Source organism: Saccharothrix coeruleofusca (assembly GCF_017876325.1).
GTDB lineage: Bacteria > Actinomycetota > Actinomycetes > Mycobacteriales > Pseudonocardiaceae > Actinosynnema > Actinosynnema coeruleofuscum.
On the sequence record NZ_JAGINV010000001.1, the window covers coordinates 4,367,226 to 4,388,516 of the forward strand.

17 protein-coding genes are annotated in these 21,291 nt (G+C 72.6%); 11 read left to right on the forward strand and 6 right to left on the reverse strand.

Annotated elements, in window-relative coordinates; genetic code table 11:
• Positions 1-144: 144 nt before the first annotated feature.
• Together JOF41_RS19235 and fxsT (JOF41_RS19240) are read left to right on the forward strand one after the other, a co-directional pair.
• Entirely contained in the window at positions 145-1,725 is a 1,581-nt protein-coding gene (locus JOF41_RS19235) for a VMAP-C domain-containing protein (RefSeq protein ID WP_209620963.1), read from the forward strand.
• A complete protein-coding gene (gene fxsT, locus JOF41_RS19240; protein ID WP_209620966.1) occupies positions 1,722-6,176 on the forward strand; it encodes an FxSxx-COOH system tetratricopeptide repeat protein in 4,455 nt (1,484 codons plus the stop codon). Before JOF41_RS19235 ends, fxsT (JOF41_RS19240) begins: the two co-directional genes overlap by 4 nt.
• A gap of 7 nt (positions 6,177-6,183) precedes the next feature.
• On the opposite strand, the gene JOF41_RS38340 is transcribed toward fxsT (JOF41_RS19240), so the two are convergent.
• The gene (locus tag JOF41_RS38340; RefSeq protein ID WP_209620969.1) at positions 6,184-7,923 is read right to left on the reverse strand and encodes an HEXXH motif domain-containing protein; all 1,740 of its coding nucleotides are present in this window, start codon (positions 7,921-7,923) and stop codon (positions 6,184-6,186) included.
• Complete coding sequence (locus tag JOF41_RS19250; RefSeq protein WP_189227446.1) at positions 7,916-8,089, reverse strand: hypothetical protein; 174 nt, start codon at positions 8,087-8,089, stop codon at positions 7,916-7,918. Before JOF41_RS19250 ends, JOF41_RS38340 begins: the two co-directional genes overlap by 8 nt.
• 186 nt (positions 8,090-8,275) lie before the next feature.
• Between JOF41_RS19250 and JOF41_RS19255 the strand changes: the two genes are divergently transcribed.
• On the forward strand, positions 8,276-8,791 hold the full coding sequence (locus JOF41_RS19255; RefSeq protein WP_307867465.1) for a GNAT family N-acetyltransferase: 516 nt from the start codon (positions 8,276-8,278) through the stop codon (positions 8,789-8,791).
• Between the two features lie 36 nt (positions 8,792-8,827).
• Here JOF41_RS19255 and JOF41_RS19260 read toward each other — a convergent pair whose 3' ends face one another.
• Positions 8,828-9,319, reverse strand: a complete 492-nt coding sequence (locus JOF41_RS19260; RefSeq protein WP_209620973.1) for a GNAT family N-acetyltransferase — start codon at positions 9,317-9,319, stop codon at positions 8,828-8,830.
• A gap of 83 nt (positions 9,320-9,402) precedes the next feature.
• On the opposite strand from JOF41_RS19260, the gene JOF41_RS19265 reads away from it, so the two are divergent.
• The 3 genes from JOF41_RS19265 (at position 9,403) to JOF41_RS19275 (ending at position 11,532) form a co-directional block, all read left to right on the forward strand.
• On the forward strand, positions 9,403-10,155 hold the full coding sequence (locus tag JOF41_RS19265; RefSeq protein ID WP_209620976.1) for a class I SAM-dependent methyltransferase: 753 nt from the start codon (positions 9,403-9,405) through the stop codon (positions 10,153-10,155).
• Positions 10,156-10,194: 39 nt separating this feature from the next.
• Positions 10,195-10,752, forward strand: a complete 558-nt coding sequence (locus JOF41_RS19270) for an SMI1/KNR4 family protein (RefSeq protein ID WP_209620978.1) — start codon at positions 10,195-10,197, stop codon at positions 10,750-10,752.
• Between the two features lie 264 nt (positions 10,753-11,016).
• Positions 11,017-11,532, forward strand: a complete 516-nt coding sequence (locus JOF41_RS19275) for a lytic polysaccharide monooxygenase auxiliary activity family 9 protein (protein ID WP_189227452.1) — start codon at positions 11,017-11,019, stop codon at positions 11,530-11,532.
• 76 nt (positions 11,533-11,608) lie between these two features.
• On the opposite strand, the gene JOF41_RS19280 is transcribed toward JOF41_RS19275, so the two are convergent.
• Positions 11,609-12,337 carry an SDR family NAD(P)-dependent oxidoreductase gene (locus JOF41_RS19280; RefSeq protein ID WP_209620980.1) on the reverse strand — a complete coding sequence of 243 codons (729 nt, stop codon included), beginning with the start codon at positions 12,335-12,337 and terminating at the stop codon, positions 11,609-11,611.
• On the opposite strand from JOF41_RS19280, the gene JOF41_RS19285 reads away from it, so the two are divergent.
• The 5 genes from JOF41_RS19285 (at position 12,330) to fxsT (JOF41_RS19305) (ending at position 20,192) form a co-directional block, all read left to right on the forward strand.
• Positions 12,330-12,515: a hypothetical protein gene (locus JOF41_RS19285; protein ID WP_189227454.1), complete on the forward strand. Its 186-nt coding sequence runs from the start codon at positions 12,330-12,332 to the stop codon at positions 12,513-12,515. The two genes, JOF41_RS19280 and JOF41_RS19285, sit on opposite strands and share 8 nt — an antisense overlap.
• Positions 12,502-13,401 (forward strand): effector-associated domain 2-containing protein, encoded by a 900-nt coding sequence (locus JOF41_RS19290; protein ID WP_209620982.1) that lies wholly within the window; start codon positions 12,502-12,504, stop codon positions 13,399-13,401. The genes JOF41_RS19285 and JOF41_RS19290 overlap by 14 nt, the downstream gene beginning before the upstream one ends.
• 70 nt (positions 13,402-13,471) lie before the next feature.
• The gene (locus JOF41_RS19295; RefSeq protein ID WP_209620984.1) at positions 13,472-14,959 is read left to right on the forward strand and encodes a VMAP-C domain-containing protein; all 1,488 of its coding nucleotides are present in this window, start codon (positions 13,472-13,474) and stop codon (positions 14,957-14,959) included.
• Positions 14,956-16,014, forward strand: coding sequence for an AAA family ATPase (locus tag JOF41_RS19300; RefSeq protein ID WP_189227457.1), 1,059 nt, complete (start codon positions 14,956-14,958; stop codon positions 16,012-16,014). The genes JOF41_RS19295 and JOF41_RS19300 overlap by 4 nt, the downstream gene beginning before the upstream one ends.
• On the forward strand, positions 16,011-20,192 hold the full coding sequence (fxsT, locus tag JOF41_RS19305; RefSeq protein ID WP_209620986.1) for an FxSxx-COOH system tetratricopeptide repeat protein: 4,182 nt from the start codon (positions 16,011-16,013) through the stop codon (positions 20,190-20,192). The genes JOF41_RS19300 and fxsT (JOF41_RS19305) overlap by 4 nt, the downstream gene beginning before the upstream one ends.
• Positions 20,193-20,447: 255 nt before the next feature.
• Here the strand turns inward: fxsT (JOF41_RS19305) and JOF41_RS19310 are convergent, their stop codons facing one another.
• Together JOF41_RS19310 and JOF41_RS19315 are read right to left on the reverse strand one after the other, a co-directional pair.
• Complete coding sequence (locus JOF41_RS19310; protein WP_209620988.1) at positions 20,448-21,074, reverse strand: UdgX family uracil-DNA binding protein; 627 nt, start codon at positions 21,072-21,074, stop codon at positions 20,448-20,450.
• Entirely contained in the window at positions 21,074-21,253 is a 180-nt protein-coding gene (locus JOF41_RS19315; RefSeq protein WP_189227460.1) for a CsbD family protein, read from the reverse strand. The genes JOF41_RS19310 and JOF41_RS19315 overlap by 1 nt, the downstream gene beginning before the upstream one ends.
• Positions 21,254-21,291 lie beyond the last annotated feature (38 nt).

A 21,291-nucleotide genomic window follows, 5' to 3' on the forward strand; every position in this document is an offset into this window, starting at 1 on the left:
GACCTCGCGTGGGCGGGCACTGCGGCACGCCGCAGGAATCCGCAGTGGCGGGCGCTCGGCCGCGCGATTCCGCGGCGGCGCGGTAACGCGCGAGCACCCCGGAGAGACGACGTAGGAGACGACAGCGCGGGTGGTGTGCGAGGGATGCTGGAAGCCGAGGACAGCACGGGACGGCGGTTGCTCCTGCCGCTGGTCTCGGCGCTGCGCCGGGTGTCCTGCCTGAACGACTTGGCCAGTCGCAACACCGTCGTCCAATTGCTGGGCAACGAGCTGCGGGAGCCCTTGTCCGTGCCGGAAAGCCACCACCAGGGCATCCACCTGTCCAACCTCGCACTGGCCTGCCTGCAACGCACGGATGGCCTTTCCGCATTATTGCGGGTTCTCACTCTGATCGAGCAGGACGCCAAACCGCTCTACGAGGTCCGCCGCGTCATCGACGAATTGACTCCGCTAGAGTTGTTCCAACAGGACCAACTGGGAAGACTGTTCACATTGCTGGCTGGAGTGGTCGTTCCTGAGATCGCGGACATCTACAGGGAAGTCGCGGGCCCCGACGCCCCCGCGCTCCGCGGTCAGACGACCTACCCCGAGGTCTTCCGGGTCCTGGGCACCTTGAATTCCACTCCTTCTGGAATACCCCTGCCGCTGCTGTTCGTCGAGCGCGTCGCCATGGCCGTGCGCGCCGAACTCGCCATCGAATTGCGGCGCTGGGCCGACCAGCGGGCCGCGGAGATGGACCTCACCGAGGAGTTGGAGGCGCTGCGCGCCGAACTGGGGCACGGCGCGGTCCCGGTCGGCACACCCCCACCCAGCTCCCCCGCCTACCTGGTGCTGAAGCTGGAGCCGGAGGGCCCCACCGGCGAGGTGTTCCGCCTGCGCCACTGGCACCAGCTCGACCTGCGCGAGGAGTGGGCGCCCCTGCCCGGCCACGACGTCACCGGCACGCTGGAGGCGATCAAGTCGCGGGTGGCCGAGATCATCAGCCGCGTCGAGCACGAGTGGGCCGCCTACGACCCCGAGATCCACATCGAGTGGGTGCTCGGCCGCGACACGGTCAACCTCGACGTCGACCAGTGGCCGTGGGACGACGACCCGCTGCTGGACGAGCCCATGGGCTGCCGGTACCCGGTGGCCGTGCGGCTGGCCGAACGCCGCTACCACGGCGCGTGGCGCAAGCGCTGGGCGGAGCTGACCGACCAGCTCAGGACGGGCAACTCGGTGCGGGCCGGGTCCAGCTGCCGCGGCCGGACCGGCGAGAACGGCCTGCGCGAGCTGATGGCGGCCCTCAACGACCGCCCCGACCTGGTCTGCCTGGTGCTCAGCGCGCCGCCCCGGCCCGACACGCCGGGCTGGGACGAGCTGGCCGCCGGGGTGCGGGCGGGCGTGCCGGTGATGGTGTGGCACCGGGAGGACTGCGCCTCCGCCGAGTTCACCGCCCTGGCCGAGAAGCTGCTGCACGACGCCGACGACCAGCACCTGCTGGAGCGCGCCCGCCGCGCCCGCACGGCCGCGTTCCGCGCGGGCCCCGGCAGCCGCCACGTCGGCGGCGCGCTGACCGTCCTCTACGACGACCCCGACCGCCCCGTCGTGCCCGCCCAGCCCCGCGCCCCCGTGGGGAACGCGGGGGGAAACGCGGTGGGGAACGCGGTGAACAGCACGGCGGCGAGCACGGTGGGCGGTCGCTTGGCCCACGACCTCGACGCGCACCCGGCGGAGCCGGGATGACCGCGTCCCACAACGGGCACCCGGTCCGGGAGGTGGTGCTCCAGCACCTCGACCCGCCCGGCGGTCACCGCGGCGAAGCGCTGCGCACGGCGGACCTCACCCTGGCAGAGGTCCGCGACTCGCTGTGGCTGGCGGGCCGGGCGCTGCTGCCCGACGCGCAGGCACCCGCCCCGCGACCGGCCGACTCCCCCACCCCCGCCGAGCCCCCGGACGAGCGTCCCCCACCCGCTCCCCCGTCCGACGCCCCGCCCGATCCCAGCCCCGATCCCGCGTCCGACTCCGCGCCGGTCGCCGAGCGGGACCGGCCGCCCCCTCGTTCACCGGCCCTGGAGAAGTGGGTTCCCGGCCCGGTCACCATGGTGCCCGCGGGCGGTGCCCGGTCCCGCGACGGTGGACCGGTCGCCCGGTCGGCGTGGCCCACCGTCCCCGGACTGCCCGACCGCGGCGCCATCAGCCGCGCGCTGCGGCCGGTGTCGTGCAGCGCCCCCTCGCCGCGCGCTTCCGCGCTGGACGAGGTCGCCACCGCCGTCCGCGCCGCCGAGGACGGCCTGTGGATTCCCGTGATGCGGGCCGAGCCCTGGCGCCGCTACGAGGTGGCGCTGGTCGTCGACACCTCGCTGACCGGCAGCATCTGGCAGCAGACCGTGGAGGAGTTCCAGACCCTGCTGCGGCGGCAGGGCGCGTTCCGGGACGTCCGCACTTACCTGCTCGACAGCTCCGGCACCGACGCCGCCGCTCTCGCCCTGCGCGGCGAGGGCGGCGCCCGGCACCACTGGCGCCACCTGGCCGAACCCACCGGCACCCGGATCGTGCTGGTGCTCACCGACGCCACCGAACCCGCCTGGCGCAGCGGCGCGGCGGGCCACGTGCTGCACGCGTGGGGCCAGCGGATGCCGGTGGCCGTGGTGCAGGTGCTCGCCCAGCGCCTGTGGAGCTGGAGCGGGCTGAGCGCGCGGCGGATGCGCCTGTCGGCTCCCGCGGCGGGTGCCCCCAACCGCCTGCTGCGGGTGGCGGCGGGCAGGCAGGCCCCCCACCTGGTGCCGGTCCCGGTGCTCGGCCTGTCGGCCGAGTGGATGGCGGGGTGGGCGCGGCTGGTCACCGCCCCCGGCGCGGAGTGGGTCGAGACCACCGCCACCCTGGTCGGCCCCCAGGGCGAGGCCCCCTCGGTGGACCACGAGGGCGACGAGCGCCTCTCGGCCGCCGACCGGGTGCGCCGGTTCCGCACCTACGCCTCAGCCGACGGCTTCCAGCTCGCGGGCCTGCTGGCGGCGACGCCGCTGAGCGTGCGGCTGATGAAGCTGGTCCAGCGGGTGCTGCTGCCCGGTTCGGACACGACCTCCCTCGCCGAGGTGATGCTGAGCGGGCTGATGCGCAGGCTGCCCGACTCGCCGGGCACCCCCGACGCCGTCGCCTACGAGTTCGACGACGGCGTCCGGGAGGCGCTGCTGGCCACCTGCCGCCGCGCCGACACCGCGCGGGTGGCGCGGGTCCTGGACGAGCACGCGGGCCCGCACATCGCCGCGCTGCGCAACTTCGGGGCCGCCCTGGACGCCCCCGACCACACCGAGGAGCCGGAGGTCTCCCCGGAGAACGCGCCCTACCTCCGCGTGCAGGCCGCCGTCCTGAGGGCGCTGAGCGGCCCCTACGCCCGCAGGTCGAAGCGGATCTACCGCTCCCTGCTCAGCCACGGCCGCCTCCCCGCGAGCCAGTTCCCCGCAAACCAGTTCCCCGGCGGGCAGCTCGCCGTTGGGCAACGCCTCGACGCCACGTCCCCACCAGTACGGCCGGAAGGGCGTGATCCGACATCGAAGGCGAACCGGGAGGCCCCCGTGAAGATCATCGACGCGCAGCAGGTACCCGCGGTGAAAACAGGAGCACCGCCGGAAGGAGAAGACGACGTGGCCACTCCCGGTACCTCCACCACTCCCGGTGCCTCCCCCGCGTTCAGCCAACGACGTCCCACCAGCAACCAGCCGCAGGTCTGGGGCCAGGTGCCGCTGCCAAACCCGGTCTTCGTCGGCCGCGTGGAACTGCTGGAGCAGCTGCGCGTCCGGTTGACCGAGCCGGGCACGACCGCGGTGCTGCCGGAGGCCCTGCACGGCATGGGCGGCGTCGGCAAGTCGCAGACCGTCGTCGAGTACATCCACCGACATGCCTCGGAGTACGAGGTGGTGTGGTGGATTCCCGCCGAGCACCCGGCGCAGATCACCGCGAGCCTGGTGGAGCTGGCCCGGCGGCTGGGTGTGGCCACGGCCGGTTCGGCGGACACCGCGGTGCCCGCCGTGCTGGAAGCGCTGCGCAAGGGGGAGCCGTACAAGCGCTGGATACTGGTGTTCGACAACGCCGACCGCCCGCAGGACGTCCGGCAGTTCTTCCCCACCGGCACCGGCCACGTGGTCGTCACCTCGCGCAACTCCGAGTGGGGCGGGTTCGCCCGGTCCGTCGAGGTGGACCTGTTCACCCGCGAGGAGAGCATCGAGCTGCTGCACCGGCGAGCGGGTGACCTGGAGCAGGAGGAGGCCAACGCGCTCGCCGAAGCCCTCGGCGACCTCCCGCTGGCCGTGGAGCAGGCCGCGGCGTGGCGGGCGCAGACCGGCATGCAGGTCTCGGAGTACCTGAGCCTGCTGGAGCAGAACCGCACCGAACTGCTCGAAGCGGGCACGTCCAGCGCCGACCAGCTGCCGGTGGCGGCGGCCTGGAACGTCCCGCTCAACCGCTTGGCCGAGGACCACCCCGCCGCGCTGCAACTGCTCCAGGTCTGCGCCTTCTTCGGCCCGGAACCCATCTCCCAGAAGCTCTTCCGCGGCGTCACCGACGTGCCCGTGCCCGACGCGCTCAGCGACGCGCTCAGCGACCCGATCAAGCTCAGCCGGGCGGTGCGCGAGATCAGCCGGTACAGCCTGGCGAAGCTGGACCACCGCAACAACGCGCTGCAACTGCACCGACTGGTGCAGACCGTGCTGAAGAACCGCCTCGACCCGGACGAGCAGCGGACCATGCGGCACGCGGTGCACATCCTGCTGCTCAAGGGCGACCCGGCCGACCCGGACACGCCGGTGAACTGGCCGCGCTACGCCGAGCTGCTCCCGCACGCGCTGGTGTCGCGGGCGGTGGAGTGCCAGGACAAGTGGGTCCGGCAGCTGATCCAGAACCTGGTCCGCTACCTGCTCAGCAGCGGCGACTACGGCGGCGCCCGCGACCTGGCCGAGCAGGCCGTGCGGTCGTGGCGCGAGCACCTGGGCGAGAAGGACCTGGACACGCTGCAGATGTCCCGCCGCTACGCCATCGCCATGCGCAGGCTCGGCCACAACGAGGAGTCCGCGCGGCTGAACGAGAAGACCTTCCGGCTGTTCCAGGAAGTGGTCGGCGAGGAGCACGAGGCGGTCATCGACATGCTCGACACCGTGGCCGCCGACCGCCGCTCGCAGGGCAGGTTCGCCGAGGAGCTGGAACTGCAGGAGAAGGTCTACTCGCGGGCGCGGGACCTCCTCGGCGAGGACGAGCCGGACACCCTCAGGTACGCCCACAACCTCGCCAGCTGCTACCGCCTCATGGGGCAGTACGGCCGGGCGCTGGACCTGGACCAGGAGAACCTCAGGCGGCGCACGGCGGTGCTGGGGACCAGCCACCCCCAGACCTTCAGCTCCCGCAACGCGGTGGCCATGGACATGCGCGAGGTCGGCCAGTACGGCCAAGCGGCGGGCGAGCAGGAGTACGTGCTGGCCGCCGCGGCGGAGGTGTTCGAGCCCGACCACCCGCTGATCATCGGCGCCACCCGCAACCTCTCGGTCGCGCTGCGCAAGGCGGGCCACCACGAGCGGGCCAAGGAGCTGTCCGAGAAGTGCCTGCTGCTCTACCGCCGCAGGCACGGCGACAACCACCCGGACACCGCGACCGCGATGATGAACCTGGCGACCGACCTGCGGCACCTGGGCGACCTCGACGGTTCGCGGGACCGGGCGCGGCGCAGCCACGAGGTGCTCCGCGCGGTGCAGGGCCAGAAGCACCCCTACACCATCATCGCCGCGCTGAACCTGGCGGTGACGCTGCGGCTGCGCGGCGAGGTGGCGCAGGCGCTGGAGATCGACCGGCAGGCGCACGACGACCTGCTGGAGGTCTTCGACGCCGACCACCCCTACACCCTCGTCGCGGCCACCAACCTGGCCAGCGACCTGGCCGCCCTCGGCGATCTGAAGGCGGCGTGTGACCTCGACCGGGACACCTTGGAGCGGACCACCCGCGTCCTGGGCGTCGAGCACCCGTCCACGTTGGCGGTCGCGCTGAACCTGGCGCTGGACCTGGACGGCCTCGGCGAGAAGACCGAGGCCGCGGTGCTGCACGCGGCGACGGTCGCGAACTTCCGCAAGGTGCTGGGCGAGGAGCACCCGGCCACGATCGCCGCGGGGCAGAGCGCCAGGGCGAACTGCGACACCGACACCATGCAGCTGTGAGGTGGTCTCAGCTGGCGGTCCGGTCGAACCAGGCCGCCAGCTCGACCGGGTCCGGTGCCGCGCCGGACCGCGTCGCCGCCAGGTGCACCGCCCGCACCACCTCCGGGGTGCGCCGCAGCGCCGTCGAGCCGAGGGCGAGGCCGAGCCCCACCCACGCCGCCTCCTCGTGCGGCGCGGCCCGGATCAGCGCGGCGTAGCCCTCGACCGCACCACGGCGGTCGCCCCGCACCAGGGCGGAATCCGGACCGTCGCCGAAGTCGAGCCGGTCGGTCCCCATCGCGCGGCGCTTGAGCAGCTCGCCCAGGCGAGACCCACCCGACGACGGCGCGGGCACGACGTGGTCGGGCCCGACGACGGGGAACGCGCTGCCCGCGCTCAGCCAGGCGTCGGCCAGCTCCGCCACGACGGCGGGTTCGGGCCGGACGTGGCGCACCCGCCACCGGCCGCGGTGCTCGGTGGTGATCGCCTCGACGGTCGCGGCCAGCTCCCCCGGCAGCTCCACCGGACCGCAGGCGGCCAACCGGTCGGCCACCGCGGTGACGAACTCGCGGCCCAACCCGGTCAGCCCCTCCACCGCGAGCAGGGTGCGCACGGCTTGGCCGACCTGGTGCGTGCGGAGCCCGAAGGCGTAGTGGGCCCGCCGGGCCAGCGCGGGCGGCGCGGAGCCGCGCTGGGCGTTCCAGAACTCCACGACGCTGATGAAGGCGTAGATCCCGTGCAGCATGCCGACGACGGGCCGCGGGTCGTCGCGCCACGGCGCGTAGTAGCGGGGCGTCTCGTCGCCGTGGTGCAGGTCGACGAGGTCGAGCAGGGCGTTGACCTTGGAGTGCTGCACCTCGTGCACCAGCGCTTCGGCGAACTCGGTGGCCGAGCGCTTGGGCGACATCGCGATGCCGCCGAACGCGGCGGAGGACGAAGCGGCGAAGACGTCGTGCTCGGCGCTCAGCGGGATCACGGTCGCCAGCGTCGCCGACAGCTCCTCCGCCCACCTCGGGTGGTGGGCGGTCAGCAGGTCCCACGCCTCGCCCATGAGCTTGCGCCACTGGTCGTACTCGTTGTCGTCCAAGGGGTCGGCGGCTTTCGGGCCGCCGAACCCCCGGTAGGGGTCGAGGTCGTCGAACACCACTCGCACCCGGTGTCCCCGGCGGTGCTCGGAGTACCGCTTCACCGGTTCGAACCGCGCGGGCGAGGTGCTCCCGAACGCGGTGACCACGGTCTCGCTCGCGGTGTTGCGCAACCGCGCGTGACCGACCGGGAAACCGGTCGACAGCCGGAACAGCCCCACCGAGGGCAGGGCGACCGAGCCGTGCACCACCGGCACGGCCAGCTCGCACGGCACTCCGCCGCGCACCGCGGCCGCCGCCGCGAGGGCGTGGAACCCGCCGACCTCGGACCACATCGGCGTCGGGTCCTCGATGCCGCCCAGCACGTGGCGCAGCGCCCGGCTCAGCCACACCCCCACCGAGGGGTACAGCAGCACGTCCTCGACCACGGCCGCGTCGGACCGCTCGACTTCGGCGAGAACCCGCCAGGCGGCGTCGACGTCGGCGAACGGCCCCAGCCGGTGGGCGAGTTCGGCCGCCGCGTCCGCCAGCACGCGCAACTTCAGCCTGCGCAGGCTGTACTGCCCTTTCCGCAGAAATGCGATTCCCGCGCTCGACACCGCTCCGGTGAGGAACTGGTCGAAGACGAAACGGGGCAATCGGTGCGTGCCCGGTCCGGCGGCGGCCGCGTCGCCACTAGTCACGCTGTCCCTGGACGCAGTCGCCGAACCGGCCCAGCCGGATTTCGCGAATGGTGTGCTGGATGGCCCGTTCCAGCTCGGGGGTGCGCAGGGCTCTCATCTCGAACAGGGTCGTCGAGGTGAGGTCGAGCACCTCCGAGGGGAGTTCATCCGTCGATTTCACTGCCATGTCGACCGCCTCTCGTGCCGGCACGCCCCATCATGCCCGAGGGGGAACAGGCCCGTCAGCGTCCAGCCGGATACCGGGGAGAGGCCAACAGGTCTATTCCGGTCGGCGATCGGGAAGTGAATCAGCGGAAATCCTCACCCCGATGGCGCAATCCGCCGGGCCACCGCGCGCATCGCGGTGTGCGCGGTGACGCCGACGAGATCCACCACGCGCGCGACCGGTCAGGCCAGGATGGGCACCGTGATCGAGATCAGCTCCTTGGCCGAACCCGACCGCGCGGCTTGGGAGGTGCTGGCCCGCGGCCACCACGAGCACTTCGGCGTCGAGGTCGACGACGGGCGCTACGAGCGGACCTGGCGGCTCCTCCTCGACGCCGAGCGGATCCGCGGAGCCGCCGCTCGGATGGACGGCGAGGTGGTCGGCATCGCGCACTACCTGTTCCACCCCGGCGTCTGGGGAGCCGGGAGGTGCTACCTGGCGGACCTGTTCGTGGCCCCGGCGGCCCGGCGGCGAGGTTTCGGGACGGCGCTGATCGAGTGGGTGGCGCGGGACGCCGAGGAGCACGACGCCCCACGCCTGTACTGGAACACCCTGGCGGACGCCCCGGCTCGCGCGTTGTACGACGAGGTGGGCAGGTTCGCCGAAGGGCTCATCCTCTACACCTACCGCCGCGACGCGAACCGGAACCCCGGCAGGACGTGAGGACGACACCGCGAACGTCCTCAGAGGACGGTCGACTCATCCAGTTTTCCCGCCTGTCGGCGAATTCGGCCGCGTCCAGGCCTGGAGCAGGTTCGGTGACACGGCGAACCCGTGCCGCTCATAGACCGACACGGCGCGCTCCGACGAGTGCACGGTGACCCGCTCCAGCCCGAGTTCCACCGCCAGGCGCAGGATCGCGTCGACCAGCAGGCCGCCCAATCCGCCGCCACGGGCCTCCGGCACCACGTACACGCACTGCACGTCGCCGGAGGCCCGCGAGAACCTCGGCGGCGTCGGCACGCGCGTCACGATCGCGAGAAACCCCATTCCGATCACCCGGTCCTCATCCACCAGCACCAGGCACCGGTGCGTGGCCGCATGCTCACGTGCCCACGCGGTGAACCCGCGCACGAATTCGTCGCGGTCGGTGCCGGGCGGTCCGTCCCGCTCGGCCACCCAGCGCCACCGCAACCCGGCGACGGCTTCGAGGTCGGCGGGGCGGGCGGGGCGAACCTCGATCGACATCACGTCCTCGTTCCGGCCCGCGAACCCGGCGGACCGCCCTACCGGTGATCGCGATTCACCGACATCCTTGCCGATCATTCGGCAGCATGGGCGCCGTGTCCACCGAAGCAGGCAATTCCACCCGAGGCGCCGAAGCGGTCGCGGAGAACGACTACGACAGCTTCGCCGAGGCTTACGCGGCCGAGAACGAGACCAGCCTCATCAACGCCTACTACGCGCAACCCGCGATCCTCGACCTGGCCGGAGACGTGGCGGGAAGGCGCATCCTCGACGCGGGCTGCGGTTCGGGCACCGTGTCGGCCGGACTGCGCGACCGGGGAGCCGTCGTCGCGGGCTTCGACCGCAGCGCCAAGATGGTGGAGCTGGCCCGGCGACGCCTGGGCGACGACGCGGACCTGCGGGTCGCCGACCTGACCGGTCCGCTGCCGTACCCCGACGCCGCGTTCGACGACGCCATCGCCGCCCTGGTGCTGCACTACTTGCAGGACTGGGCGGCACCGCTGGCCGAGCTGCGCCGCGTGCTCAAGCCCGGCGGCAGGCTGATCGTGGCGGTCAACCACCCCATCATCCTCAAGCTGGTGGATCGCGAAGCCGACTACTTCGCGATCAGCAAGTGGTCCCAGGAGTACACCTTCCACGGCCAGAAGGCCGTGCTCACCTACTGGCACCGGCCGCTGCACGCGATGACCGACGCCTTCACCGCGGCGGGCTTCCGCACGGCCGTCATCAGCGAACCGCCCCCGGCACCGCAAGCCCGCGAGCTCTTCCCCGACGAACTCGCGCGGTTCCCCTCCGGTTCCTTCCTGAGCTTCCTGTTCTTCGTCCTGGAGGCTGTCTGACCGGTACTGCTGGACAAGGCCAGGGACCTGTGACACGCGGTGGAGTTCGTGCCGCGATGGGGCCGGGAGGATCAGCGCATGGATCTCGCCCCACTCGCACGGTTGCGCGCTGTCCTGGCTTGCTTCCCCACCGGCCTCGCCTACGACATGTCCGGCCTGCTGTACGACCCGTCCAGTCATGCCCACGACTGGACCGCTGTCGAAGACGGTGTCGGCATCGGGCTTCCGACGGACTACAAGCGGCTCATGGACGGCTACGGCGATCTCGTCGTGGGCGGGATCTTCATCGTCTCCCCGGACAATCTCCCGGCCGAGCACGAGGTGCAGGCCAACGGCCTTCGTGATTGGTTCGCCGACGAGCCCGGCGGGGCTCGGCCGATCCACCCGGACCCCGGTGGGTTGCTGCTGTGCGCGACCACCGAGGGCCGTGACGTCCTGTGGTGGGACACGTCGAACCCGGACCCCGACCGCTGGCCAATCCTGTGGGACGTGGAATTCGATCGGCACACCTTCGACGGGACGCTCACCGAACTGCTCGTCGCCGAGCTGACCGGCGCTCTCGATCCCCAGTTGACCGACTTCACAGCAGGCGGCTGACCGGGAGCGCGACGGCGGTTCGCGACCGGCTGCCCGGTCTGCGGCCCCGCTCACCACCTCGCCCCGGGCACCATCGCCTCACCCGCGGAGCACGAGCAGCTGGAACCGGTGATCCGACTAGTTGTCACCTGCTGCTCACGGAGAGTATGGTCTAGACCGGCCGCCGCATTGGTGAACGACTCGTCCAATGCGGTCCTCCGCAAGACCGCTGCCAAGAAGGTAGGCGTTCGCCTCCAGCGTTCCGCCCGTCCAATGGGAGCTGACATGACGAAGATCCGCCAGAGGGTCGCCGCGATGGTGGCAGGCGCCCTCACCGCGCCGCTGATGGTGGTGGCGCTGCCGAGCGCCCCCGCGTTCGCCCACGGCTACATCTCCTCGCCGCCCAGCAGGCAGGCCCAGTGCGCCCAGAACCTGGTGCCCTGCGGCGACATCAAGTACGAGCCGCAGAGCGTCGAGGGCCCGAAGGGGCTGCGCAGCTGCAACGGCGGCGTGTCCCGGTTCGCCGACCTGAACGACGACAACAAGGGCTGGAGGGTGACCAACGTCGGGCGCGACGTGACCTTCAACTGGACCTTCACCGTCCGGCACCGCACGGCCAACTACGAGTACTACGTCGGCGGCACGCGCGTCGGCTACTTCGACGCTGGTAACCAGATCCCCGGCGCCACCGTGTCGCACACCGTGACCCTGCCCGCGGGCAGGCAGAAGGTGCTCGCCATCTGGAACATCGGCGACACCAGCAACGCGTTCTACGCCTGCGTCGACGTCAACGTCGGCTGATCCGCGCCGAGCAGCCCCGGACGGCCCGGCTCGCGTCGCGGTCCCCGATCACGCGAGTCGGGCCATCCAAGCGCACTCAGGCGGTGAAGCCGCCGTCGACGTTCAGCACCGCTCCGGTGACCCAGGCCGCCTCGGGGGACGCCAGGTACGCCACGGCTTCCGCGACCTCCTCGGGCCGCCCGTAGCGGCCCACCGCGGTGATCCCCCTGATGTGCTCGGCGTTCGGGCCGTCGGCCGGGTTCAGGTCGGTGTCGGTGGGGCCGGGGTGCACCAGGTTGACCGTGATCCCCTTCGGCCCCAACTCCCTGCCCAAGCCCTTGGTGAAGCCCACCAGCGCCGTCTTGCTGGCCGTGTAGAGCGAGAAGCCGGGGAAGACCGCCCGCTCGGCGAGGTTGCTGCCGACGCTGATGATCCGCCCGCCCTCGCCCAGGTGCGGCAGCGCCGCCTTGGCGGCGACGAACGCCGCGCGCACGTTCACCGCGAAGGTCCGGTCGAACTCGTCGACCGAGAACGCCTCCAGCGGTCCGACGGGGAATTCCGCGGCGTTGTTGACCACGACGTCCAACCGCCCCAGCGTCCCGGCCGCCTCCTCGACCGCGGCCGCGACGGCCTCGGCGTCCCCGCTGTCCGCCCTGATCGCCACCACGCGGCGCCCGATGCCCTTGATCCGCTCGACCACGTCGTCGGCGTTGTCCCGGTAGGTCAGCGCGATCTCGGCCCCGGCGCGCGCCAGCCGCACCGCCACCGCCGCGCCGATCCCCCGGCTGCCACCCGTCACGAACGCGACCCTGTTCCCGATGTCCATGTGGATCACCTTGTCGCGCGGGGAACCCGAAATCCGGCGGAAAACAGACTTCACCCTGTCGCGCTCGTCCGGTGAAAAGCTGACGAGTGAGGTCGGCGGTGGTTACCTTTGCCTCGTGTCCGCTGTCCGGAACCGATCCCCGGAGCCGATCGAGGTGATCGTTCGTGTTATCGCATGAGTTGCCCCTGCACCACACGATCCTGGTGGTCGACGTCGAGCGGTACGGGGCCCCGGAGAGAACCGACCACCACCGCGCGGCGGTGCACAACGGGCTCAACCGCGCCTTGCGCCACGCTTTCGCCCAGGCGTCGATCGACTGGGACCGGTGCGTCGTGCAGGACGGGGGCGACGGTGCGCTCGTCCTGGTGCCCGCGAGCACCCCCAAGAACGTCCTGCTGACCGACGTGCTGCCGAAACTGGCCGCCGAACTGGAGGACCACAACGCCCTCGCCCCGGCGCCCGAGCGCATTCGGCTGCGATTCGCCCTGCACGCGGGCGAGGTGCGCCGGGTGGACCACGGCATCGTCGGCGAAGGCGTCATCCACGCCAGCAGGCTGCTCGACTCCGCAGAACTACGGGAAGCGCTGCGGCAATCCGCAGAGGCGATCGCGGTAATCGTTTCCGATGGTTTCCACCGGGACGTGGTCCGGCACGACCCGCGAACCGAGCCCGAGAAGTTCCACCCGGTCTTCGTGCGGGTGAAAGAACTGCGGGTGAAGGCGTGGATCAAGTATTCCACACCGCCGAGCCCCCAGTCGTCGCAGCGTTCGACCAGCCCCGCCGAGCGGCTGTCGAGCCTGGTGGACGCGCTGCTGGAGGTGCCGAGCGTGCGTGAGGAGGCGGGCCGCGAAACGCTGCTCGGCCTGCTCCCACCGCAAGTTCGGCAGGCCGTGCCGCATCAGCGCCGCCCTCGGTTGCAGGTGGTCGAACTGGTGCGCACGTGCTTGGACTACGAGGACGGCTTGGCCAACCTGCTGGCCGCCGTTCGCGAACTCGAAGGCGACTCGACAGCCGTGCGCGGGGTCGAAACCGCGGCGCGCCATTGGTTGCGCGGCGGAAACTGAAGTCGATCGCCGGATTCAGCCTTACGATGTGCGCGATCGGGCACTCCGTCGACCACGAGGGAGCACACGGGTGTGGACGCAAGGGGGCTCCGCGCGGGGCGTGCTGTGGCCGCTGGTGGAGGCTTTGCGGCGGATACCGTCGTTGGCCGACCGGAACGGGCGGAACCTCCTCGTCCGGATGCTGTGCGATGAACTGCGCGAGGAGTTGCCGGTCGAGGAGCACCGACTGGCATTCGGCCACCTGTTCAGCATCGTCGAGGTGTGCGGACAGCGACCCGATGGTTTATCCGCATTAGTGCGGGTATTAGGCCGGATAGAGCAGGAATCGAAACCCATGGCCGAGGTGCGCGCGGCCGTGCGCGGCATGAGCGCGCTTCCGCTGTGGTCGCACGAAGAGCGCCGTCCCGTCTTCGACCTCCTGCGCGGCGTGGTCGTGGACGACCTCCCGGAGATTTACCGGGCGACGGCGGGCCCCTCGGCGCCCCCGCTGCGCGAGCGGTCGACCCCGCTCGACGCCCTCCGATTGCTGGAAACCCTCAACGCCGAACCGGACGGGTTGCCGAAACCGCTGCTCTTCGTCGAGCGCGTCGCCGCGGTAACCTCCGCCGAACTGGCATCGGAATTGCGCCGGTGGTCCGATGCCCGCGCCGTCGACATGGGTCTGACCGCGGAACTCGACGACCTCCGGCGAAAGCTCGGCTCGCCCGCCCCCGCGCAGGCGCGGCCCGCCAACGCCTACGTGGTCTTCCAGCTCCAGCCGGAGGGCACCTCCGGCGAGGTCTACCGCCTCCTGCACTGGCGGCAGCTCGACCTGTCCGGGGGCTGGTACCCGGAGCGCGGCGAGGACCACACCGGCGATCTGGCCTCGGTCAAGCACCGGGTCGCCGACGTGCTGGAGGAGGTGGAGGCCGCGTGGAGCGAGCAGGCCCCCGCCATCCACGTCGAGTTCGTCCTCTCCGCCGAGGTCCTCAACCTCGACGTGGACCAGTGGCCGTGGGAGACCGACAACCCGCTCCCCGAACCGCTGGGCTGCCGCTACCCGGTCGTGGTGCGCAGCCTGGAGCGGATGGGGAAGCGGAAGTGGCACCGCATGTGGCGCACGCGCTGGCGCGAGCTGCGGTCCCAGCTGGAGGGCAGCGGCGCCATCGCCGAGGAGGCGGGCTGCTGGGGCCGTGACGGCAGCGCCGACGGGTTGCGCGAGCTCATCGCCGCGTTCGACCGCAAGCCCTCCGCCGTCTCGCTCGTGCTCAGCTCACCGCCGCGCGCGGAGTCGGCCGGGCGCGACGAGGTCGCGGTCGGGCTGCGCGCGGGCGTGCCGGTGATGCTGTGGCACCGCGAGGACTGCGGTGCCGCCTTCACCGACGCGGCCCGGCGCCTGCTGCACGACAGCGATCCGCGGGACCTGCTGGAGCGGGTCCGGCTGGCCCGCACCGGCGCCTTCCACCAGGGTCCGGGCAGCCGCCACTGCGGCGCCGCGCTGACCGTGCTGTGGGACGACCCCGCGCGGGTGGTGGCGCCCGTCCGCCCGACCCCACCGGAAGGAGTTTCAGCGGCATGAACGCGAGCGCGGGTGCGCAGCGGCCGAGCGGTGAACCCGGTCCGCCGTGGCACGTCTACCGGGGGACCGCGGAACGGGCGACCGAGCCCGTGGGCCCGTGGCCCGAGGCGCCGCCGTGGCGCAGGTTCACGGGTCGGGGCAACGCGCCCCGACCGCTGGACGACGGCGGGGAAGCCGACCGCCACCTGGGCCGGGCGCTGACCACGCCCCGCACGCCCTACCCCGACGAAGTGGCGATGGTCAACGCCGCCATCCACCTGCGGCGCCCCCTGCTGGTCACCGGCAACCCCGGCACCGGCAAGTCGTCGCTGTCCTACCTGATCGCCCGCGAGCTGGGCCTGGGACCGGTGCTGCGGTGGCCGATCACCAGCCGCACGAAGCTCGGCGACGGCCTCTACAGCTACGACGCCATCGGCCGGGTGCAGGCGGCGGGCGCGGGCGGGCGGGGCGCGGCGGACCCGGACATCGGCGACTACATCCACCTCGGCGCGCTGGGCACCGCCCTGCTGCCCTACGACCTGCCCAGGGTGCTGCTCATCGACGAGCTGGACAAGGGCGACATCGACCTGCCCAACGACCTGCTCAACGTGTTCGAGGAGGGCGAGTACGAGATCACCGAGCTGGTCCGGATCGCCAAGAGCAGGCCCGAGGTGCAGGTGCTCACCGCCGACCACGGCGGCACGGCCACGGTCCACGAGGGCTCGGTGCGCTGCCGCGAGTTCCCGATCGTCATCATCACCAGCAACGGCGAGCGCGAGTTCCCGCCCGCCTTCCTGCGCCGCTGCCTGCGGCTGCACGTGCCCCCGCCCGACTACGACCAGTTGGGGCAGATGGTGGCCGCGCACTTCGGGCAGGCCGAGGGCATCGACCTGGCGCGGCTGATCAGCACCTTCCTGGAGCGCAGCCAGGAGGTCGGCGGACTGGCCTCCGACCAGCTGCTCAACGCCGTGCACCTGGCCGCCCAGCTGGTCACCTCCGGCGCGTACCGGCCCGACCGGGACTGGGAAGACCTGCTGCGGGCGATCTGGCACCCGCTGTCGGCCGAAGTGGGATGACCGGCGCCGGGAGGGGTGCGTCCACCGGCGCGAGGGCGGGCGCCGGCGAGCGCACCCCTCCGACCGAGGCGGCACTGGGCACCCGTGAGCTGACCCACCGGGAGCTGCGCGACGCGCTGTGGTTGGCGCTGCGCCTGCGGGGCGCGGCCCCCGCCGCGTGGTCTCCGCCTCCGCTGTCCCCGGCCTCGGCGGACGGCTCCGCGGCGGGTCCGCCGGAGGGAGGTGCGCGGTCCTCGTCGCCGCCTGACCCGGAGGACCCACCACCCGCCTCGCGGGCGTGGGAGTGGTCCGCTGTCGTGGGCGCGGAAGAGCGCGCCCACGACGGCGGACCAGGCGTGGCCGTGCCGACGGCACTGCCCGCCCTGCCCGCCCGGACGCGGATCGCCCGTGCCCTGCGGCCGCTGATGCGCAGCGCTCCCTCGCCTTGGCGGCAGGTGCTCGACGAGGAGCGGACCGCCGAACGCGCGGCGCAGGACGCCCTGTGGGTGCCCGAGTGGCGGCCCGCTGCCTGGCACCGCTTCGAGGTGGCGCTGGTCGTGGACGACTCGCCGTCGATGGCCATCTGGCGGCACACCGCGCGGGAGTTCCACGACCTGCTCACCCGCCAGGGCGCGTTCCGCGACGTGCGGCTGCACCACGCGGACTTCTCGGTGGACCGGCCAGGGCAGGTGGTGCTGCGCCCGGAGAACGCCGAGGCGAAGCCCGTGCGCTGGGCCAGGCTGACCGATCCGACCGGCAGGCGCCTGGTGCTGGTGCTGACCGACGCGGTGGGCGGGGCCTGGCACAGCGGAGCGGCGGAGCACGTGCTGCACCAGTGGGCGCAGCGGATGCCGGTGGCCGTGGTGCACGTGCTCGAGCAGCGCCTGTGGCACTGGGGCGGGCTCGACGCGCGGCGGGTCCGGCTGTCCGCGCCCGCCCCCTGGGTGGCCAACCGGCGGCTGCGCGTCTCGGCGGTCCGGCCGGAGCTCGGCTTCAGCGCTGTCGCCGGGGCTCCCGCCACCCCCGTGCCGGTGCTCGAACTGCCGGGGACCTGGACGACGGCGTGGGCGCGGCTGGTCAGCGCGCCGGGCCCGGAGTGGGTCGAGTGCACCGCGGCGCTGGTGCGGCCGTTCGACGGGGAGAGCGCGCCGGAGGCCGCGGAGGAGGCCGCGGAGGAGCCGGCGGTCGAGCCGACCGCGCGGGAGCGGGTGCTGAACTTCCGCACCGTCGCCTCGACCGCGGCGTTCCGGTTGGCGGGCCTGCTGGCGGCGGCCCCGCTGGACCTGCCGACGATGAAGCTGGTGCAACGGGCGCTGCTGCCCCGCAGCGGCCTGTCGGTGCTGGCCGAAGTCGTGCTCGGGGGCCTGCTGGTCCGCGACCGGGCGGCGGACCCGGCGGTGGCGGCCTACGACTTCCGCCCCGGTGTGCGCGAGGAGCTGCTGGCCGCCGCACGGCGCTCGGACACCGTCCGGGTCGCCCGGCTGGTGGCGGAGCAGGCCCCGCCGGGAGCGACCGCGCTGCGCGACTTCGCCGCCGCGCTGGACGACCCCGATTCGGCGCTGCCCGAGGACCTGCGGCACGTGCGCGTGCAGGCGGCGGTGTTCCGCGCGCTGTCCGGGCCCTACCTGGCCAGGGCGAAGCGGTTGGCGGCCCTGCTGCCGGGAGCGCGGCAGCGGGGCGGTGGCTCCTCGGAGGGCGACGGGACCGACAGCGGCGACCCCGACCGGCGCCCCTCGGTGTGGGGTGAGGTCCCGCTGCGCAACCCCGACTTCACCGGCCGCGAGGAACTGCTGGACCTGCTGCGCAGGAGGTTGGCCGAAGGCGGCACCACGGCGGTGCTGCCCGAGGCGCTGCACGGCATGGGCGGCGTGGGCAAGTCCCAGACGGTCGTGGAGTACCTGTACCGGCACGCCTCCGACTACGAGCTGGTGTGGTGGGTGCCCGCCGAGCGGCAGGCGCAGGTCAAGGCGAGCTTCATCGACCTGGCCAAGCGCCTCGGGCTGCCCAGCACGGCGGACGCGGCGGTGCCCGCGGTGCTGGCGGCGCTGCGCGACAGCAAGCCCTACTCCCGCTGGGTGCTCGTGTTCGACAACGCGGACGACCCCGACGACCTGTTGCCGTTCCTGCCCTCGGGGACCGGCCACGTCGTGATCACCTCGCGCAACCCCGCCTGGGACGAGCACGCGCACCCGGTGGAAGTCGACCTGTTCACCCGTGCCGAGAGCATCGAGCTGCTGCACCGGCGCGACCGGGAGCTGGCCGACGCCGACGCGGACGCGCTGGCCGAGGCGCTGGGCGACCTGCCGCTGGCGATCGAGCAGGCGGCGGCGTGGCGGGCGCAGACCGGCATGGCGGTCGCCGAGTACCTGCGGCTGCTGGAGCAGGACCGGGCGCAGCGGTCGGCCGCGGGCGCGTCGGACGACCGGCTGCCCATCGCCGCGGCGTGGAGCGTCCCGCTCAACCGGTTGGCCGAGGAGCACCCGGCGGCCCTGCAGCTGCTGCGGGTGTGCGCGTTCTTCGGCCCGGAGCCCATCTCCCTGGAGCTGTTCCGCGGCATCCGCGACGCCCCGGTGCCCGACGCGCTGGCCGAGGCGCTCAGGGCGCCGATCAAGCTCGACCGGGCGACCCGCGAGATCACCCGCTACGGCCTGGCCAAGATCGACCACCGGAACAACACCCTCCAACTGCACCGCCTGGTCCAGGCGGTGGTGAAAGACCGCCTCGACGCCGAGGAGCGGGAGCGGATGCGGCACGCGGTGCACATGCTGCTGGTCAACGGCGACCCGAACTACCCCGCCGTGGCCTCGACGTGGCCGCGCTACGCCGCGCTCCTGCCGCACGCGGTGATGTCGGAGGCGATCGCGTGCACGGACAGCTGGACCTGCGCCCTGATGATCAACTTCGTCAAGTACCTGCTGGCCAGCGGCGACTACGACGGTGCGATCGAGCTGTCCGGGCAGGGCGTGCGGGCGTGGCGGTCGATCCGCGGCGAAGACGACCTGGACACGCTGGAGATGTCCCGCCTGCACGCGTCGGGCCTGCTCCGCGCGGGCCGCGTGGCGGAGGCGACGGGGCTCAACCACACCACCTACGAGAAACTGCGCGCGCAGCTGGGTGACGACCACGAAACCGTCATCAGCATGATGGACACGGTCGCGGCGGGCTACCGCGCCGAGGGCAGGTTCGCGGAAGAGCTCGGACTGCAGGAGACCGTCTACGCCAAGGCGTGCCGCGTCCTGGGCGAGGACGACCCGGCGACCCTGCGGTACGCCAACAACCTGGCGGGCTGCTACCGCTTGATGGGCCTGTTCAGCAGAGCCCGCCTGCTGGACCAGGACACCCTGGACCGCAGGACCACCGTGCTGGGGGCCGACCACCTGCTGACCTTCCGGTCGCTCAACGGGCTGGCGATGGACCTGCGCGAACTGGGCGACTACCGGGCGGCCAGGTCGATGCAGGAGAGCACGCTGCGGCGGCAGCGCGAGCTGTTCGGCGACGACCACCCCTCCACGATCGGCGCGGTGCGCAACCTCGCCGTCGCGCGCTGCCGGGCGGGCGACCACGAGGGGGCCAGGACGCTGGCCGAGGACTGCCTGCGCCGCTACCGGCGCAAGTACGGCGAACAGCACCTGGACTCCGCCACCGCCCTGATGACGTTGTCGGTGGTCCTGCGGCACCTGGGCGACACGCCCGGCGCGGCGGAACTGGCCGAGCGGAGCCACCGCCTGCTCGTCGAGACCCAGGGCGAGGAGCACCCGACGACGCTGATCGCGGCGACCAACCTCGCCGTGGCCCACCGGCTGTCCGGCGACCCGCACCACGCCCAGGAGCTCAACGCCGCCGCGACCTCCGCGCTGCGGCGGCTCTTCGGCAGCGACCACCCCTTCACGCTGGTCGCCTCGACCAACCTGGCAAGCGACCTGGCGGCGCTGGGCGACCACGCGGGCGCGCTGGCCGCGGACGAGGACACGCTGCGCAGGTCGAGCCGCGTGCTGGGCCCCGAGCACCCCTCCACGCTGGCCGTGGCGCTCAACCTGGCGATCGACCTGCGCCGGACCGGGGAGCGGGACGAGTCCTCGCGGCGGCACGCGCGCGTGGTCGAGAGCTTCCGCCGGGTGCTCGGCGACGCGCACCCCACCACGATCCTGGCGGCCGGGTTCGTCCGGGCCAACAGCGACATCGACACCATGCAGCTGTAGTTCGACGCATGGCGAACCTCACGCGGATTTTCCGTTGCGAGCCCCGCCCGGCAGCGCATAGGTTCGCAGTACACAAGGAAGGAGGTGGTCCGAAGTTGTATAGCTGCAGGACTTGTGAGGTGGCTGTCCGCTAGGACCTGGCCTTTCCCAGGCGACGGTGGTCCTGGTGAATACCAGGCGGCCACCCGGCCCCCGTGATCCCGAGCTCAGTCCAGCTCGGCCCGCCGCGAGGCGGGAAGTGATCCGGGGGCCGTTCTACTTCCCGAGCTTCCCGAGGTGTTCGCGCACGCCGCGCAGGTCGGCCACGAAAGCGCGGTAGGCCTCGTCCCGGTCGGGCGCGCGCAGCACCGACGAGGGGTGCACGGTGGCGACCACCTCGTACTCGTCGAGCGCCACCACCTGCCCGCGTCGCTCGGTCACCTTGAAGTCGTTGCCCAGCACGGCTTTGGCCGCGGTCGCCCCCAGGCACAGCACCAGCCTGGGGCGGATCAGCGCCAGCTCCGCCGTCAGCCACGGCAGGCAGGCCACCACCTCGGTGCGCCCCGGTGTCTTGTGGATGCGGCGCTTTCCGCGCTCGGTGTGCTTGAAGTGCTTGACCGCGTTGGTCAGGTAGACGCCGCCGCGGATCAGGTCGGCCTCCGCCAGCGCCTTGTCCAGCAACCTGCCCGCGGGCCCGACGAACGGCTCGCCCCGGCGGTCCTCGACGTCGCCGGGCTGCTCCCCCACCACCACCAGCTCGGCCGACTCGGGCCCGTCGCCGAACACCACCTGCGTCGCGTCGGCGTACAGGTCGCAGCCCCGGCAGGTCTGGGCGGCGGAGCGCAGCGCCGCCAGGTCCGCGCCTTCGGGCACGAACTCGGCGGCGCTGCGGCGGGTGGGCATCAGCGGTTGGGGCGGAAGGCGTCCTTGACCTTCTCGGCCGCCTGCTTGAGCGCACCGGTGCCCCGCTCGACGCGGCCCTCGGTCTGCCACTGCTCGTTGCCGGTGGCGTCACCGACCGCCTCCTTGGCGCGGCCCCTGAGCTCCTCGGCCTTGTTGCTGATCTTGTCGTCGGCCCCCATGGCCGGTTCCCCTTCCCTCGACGCCGTTGTCGCCGAAG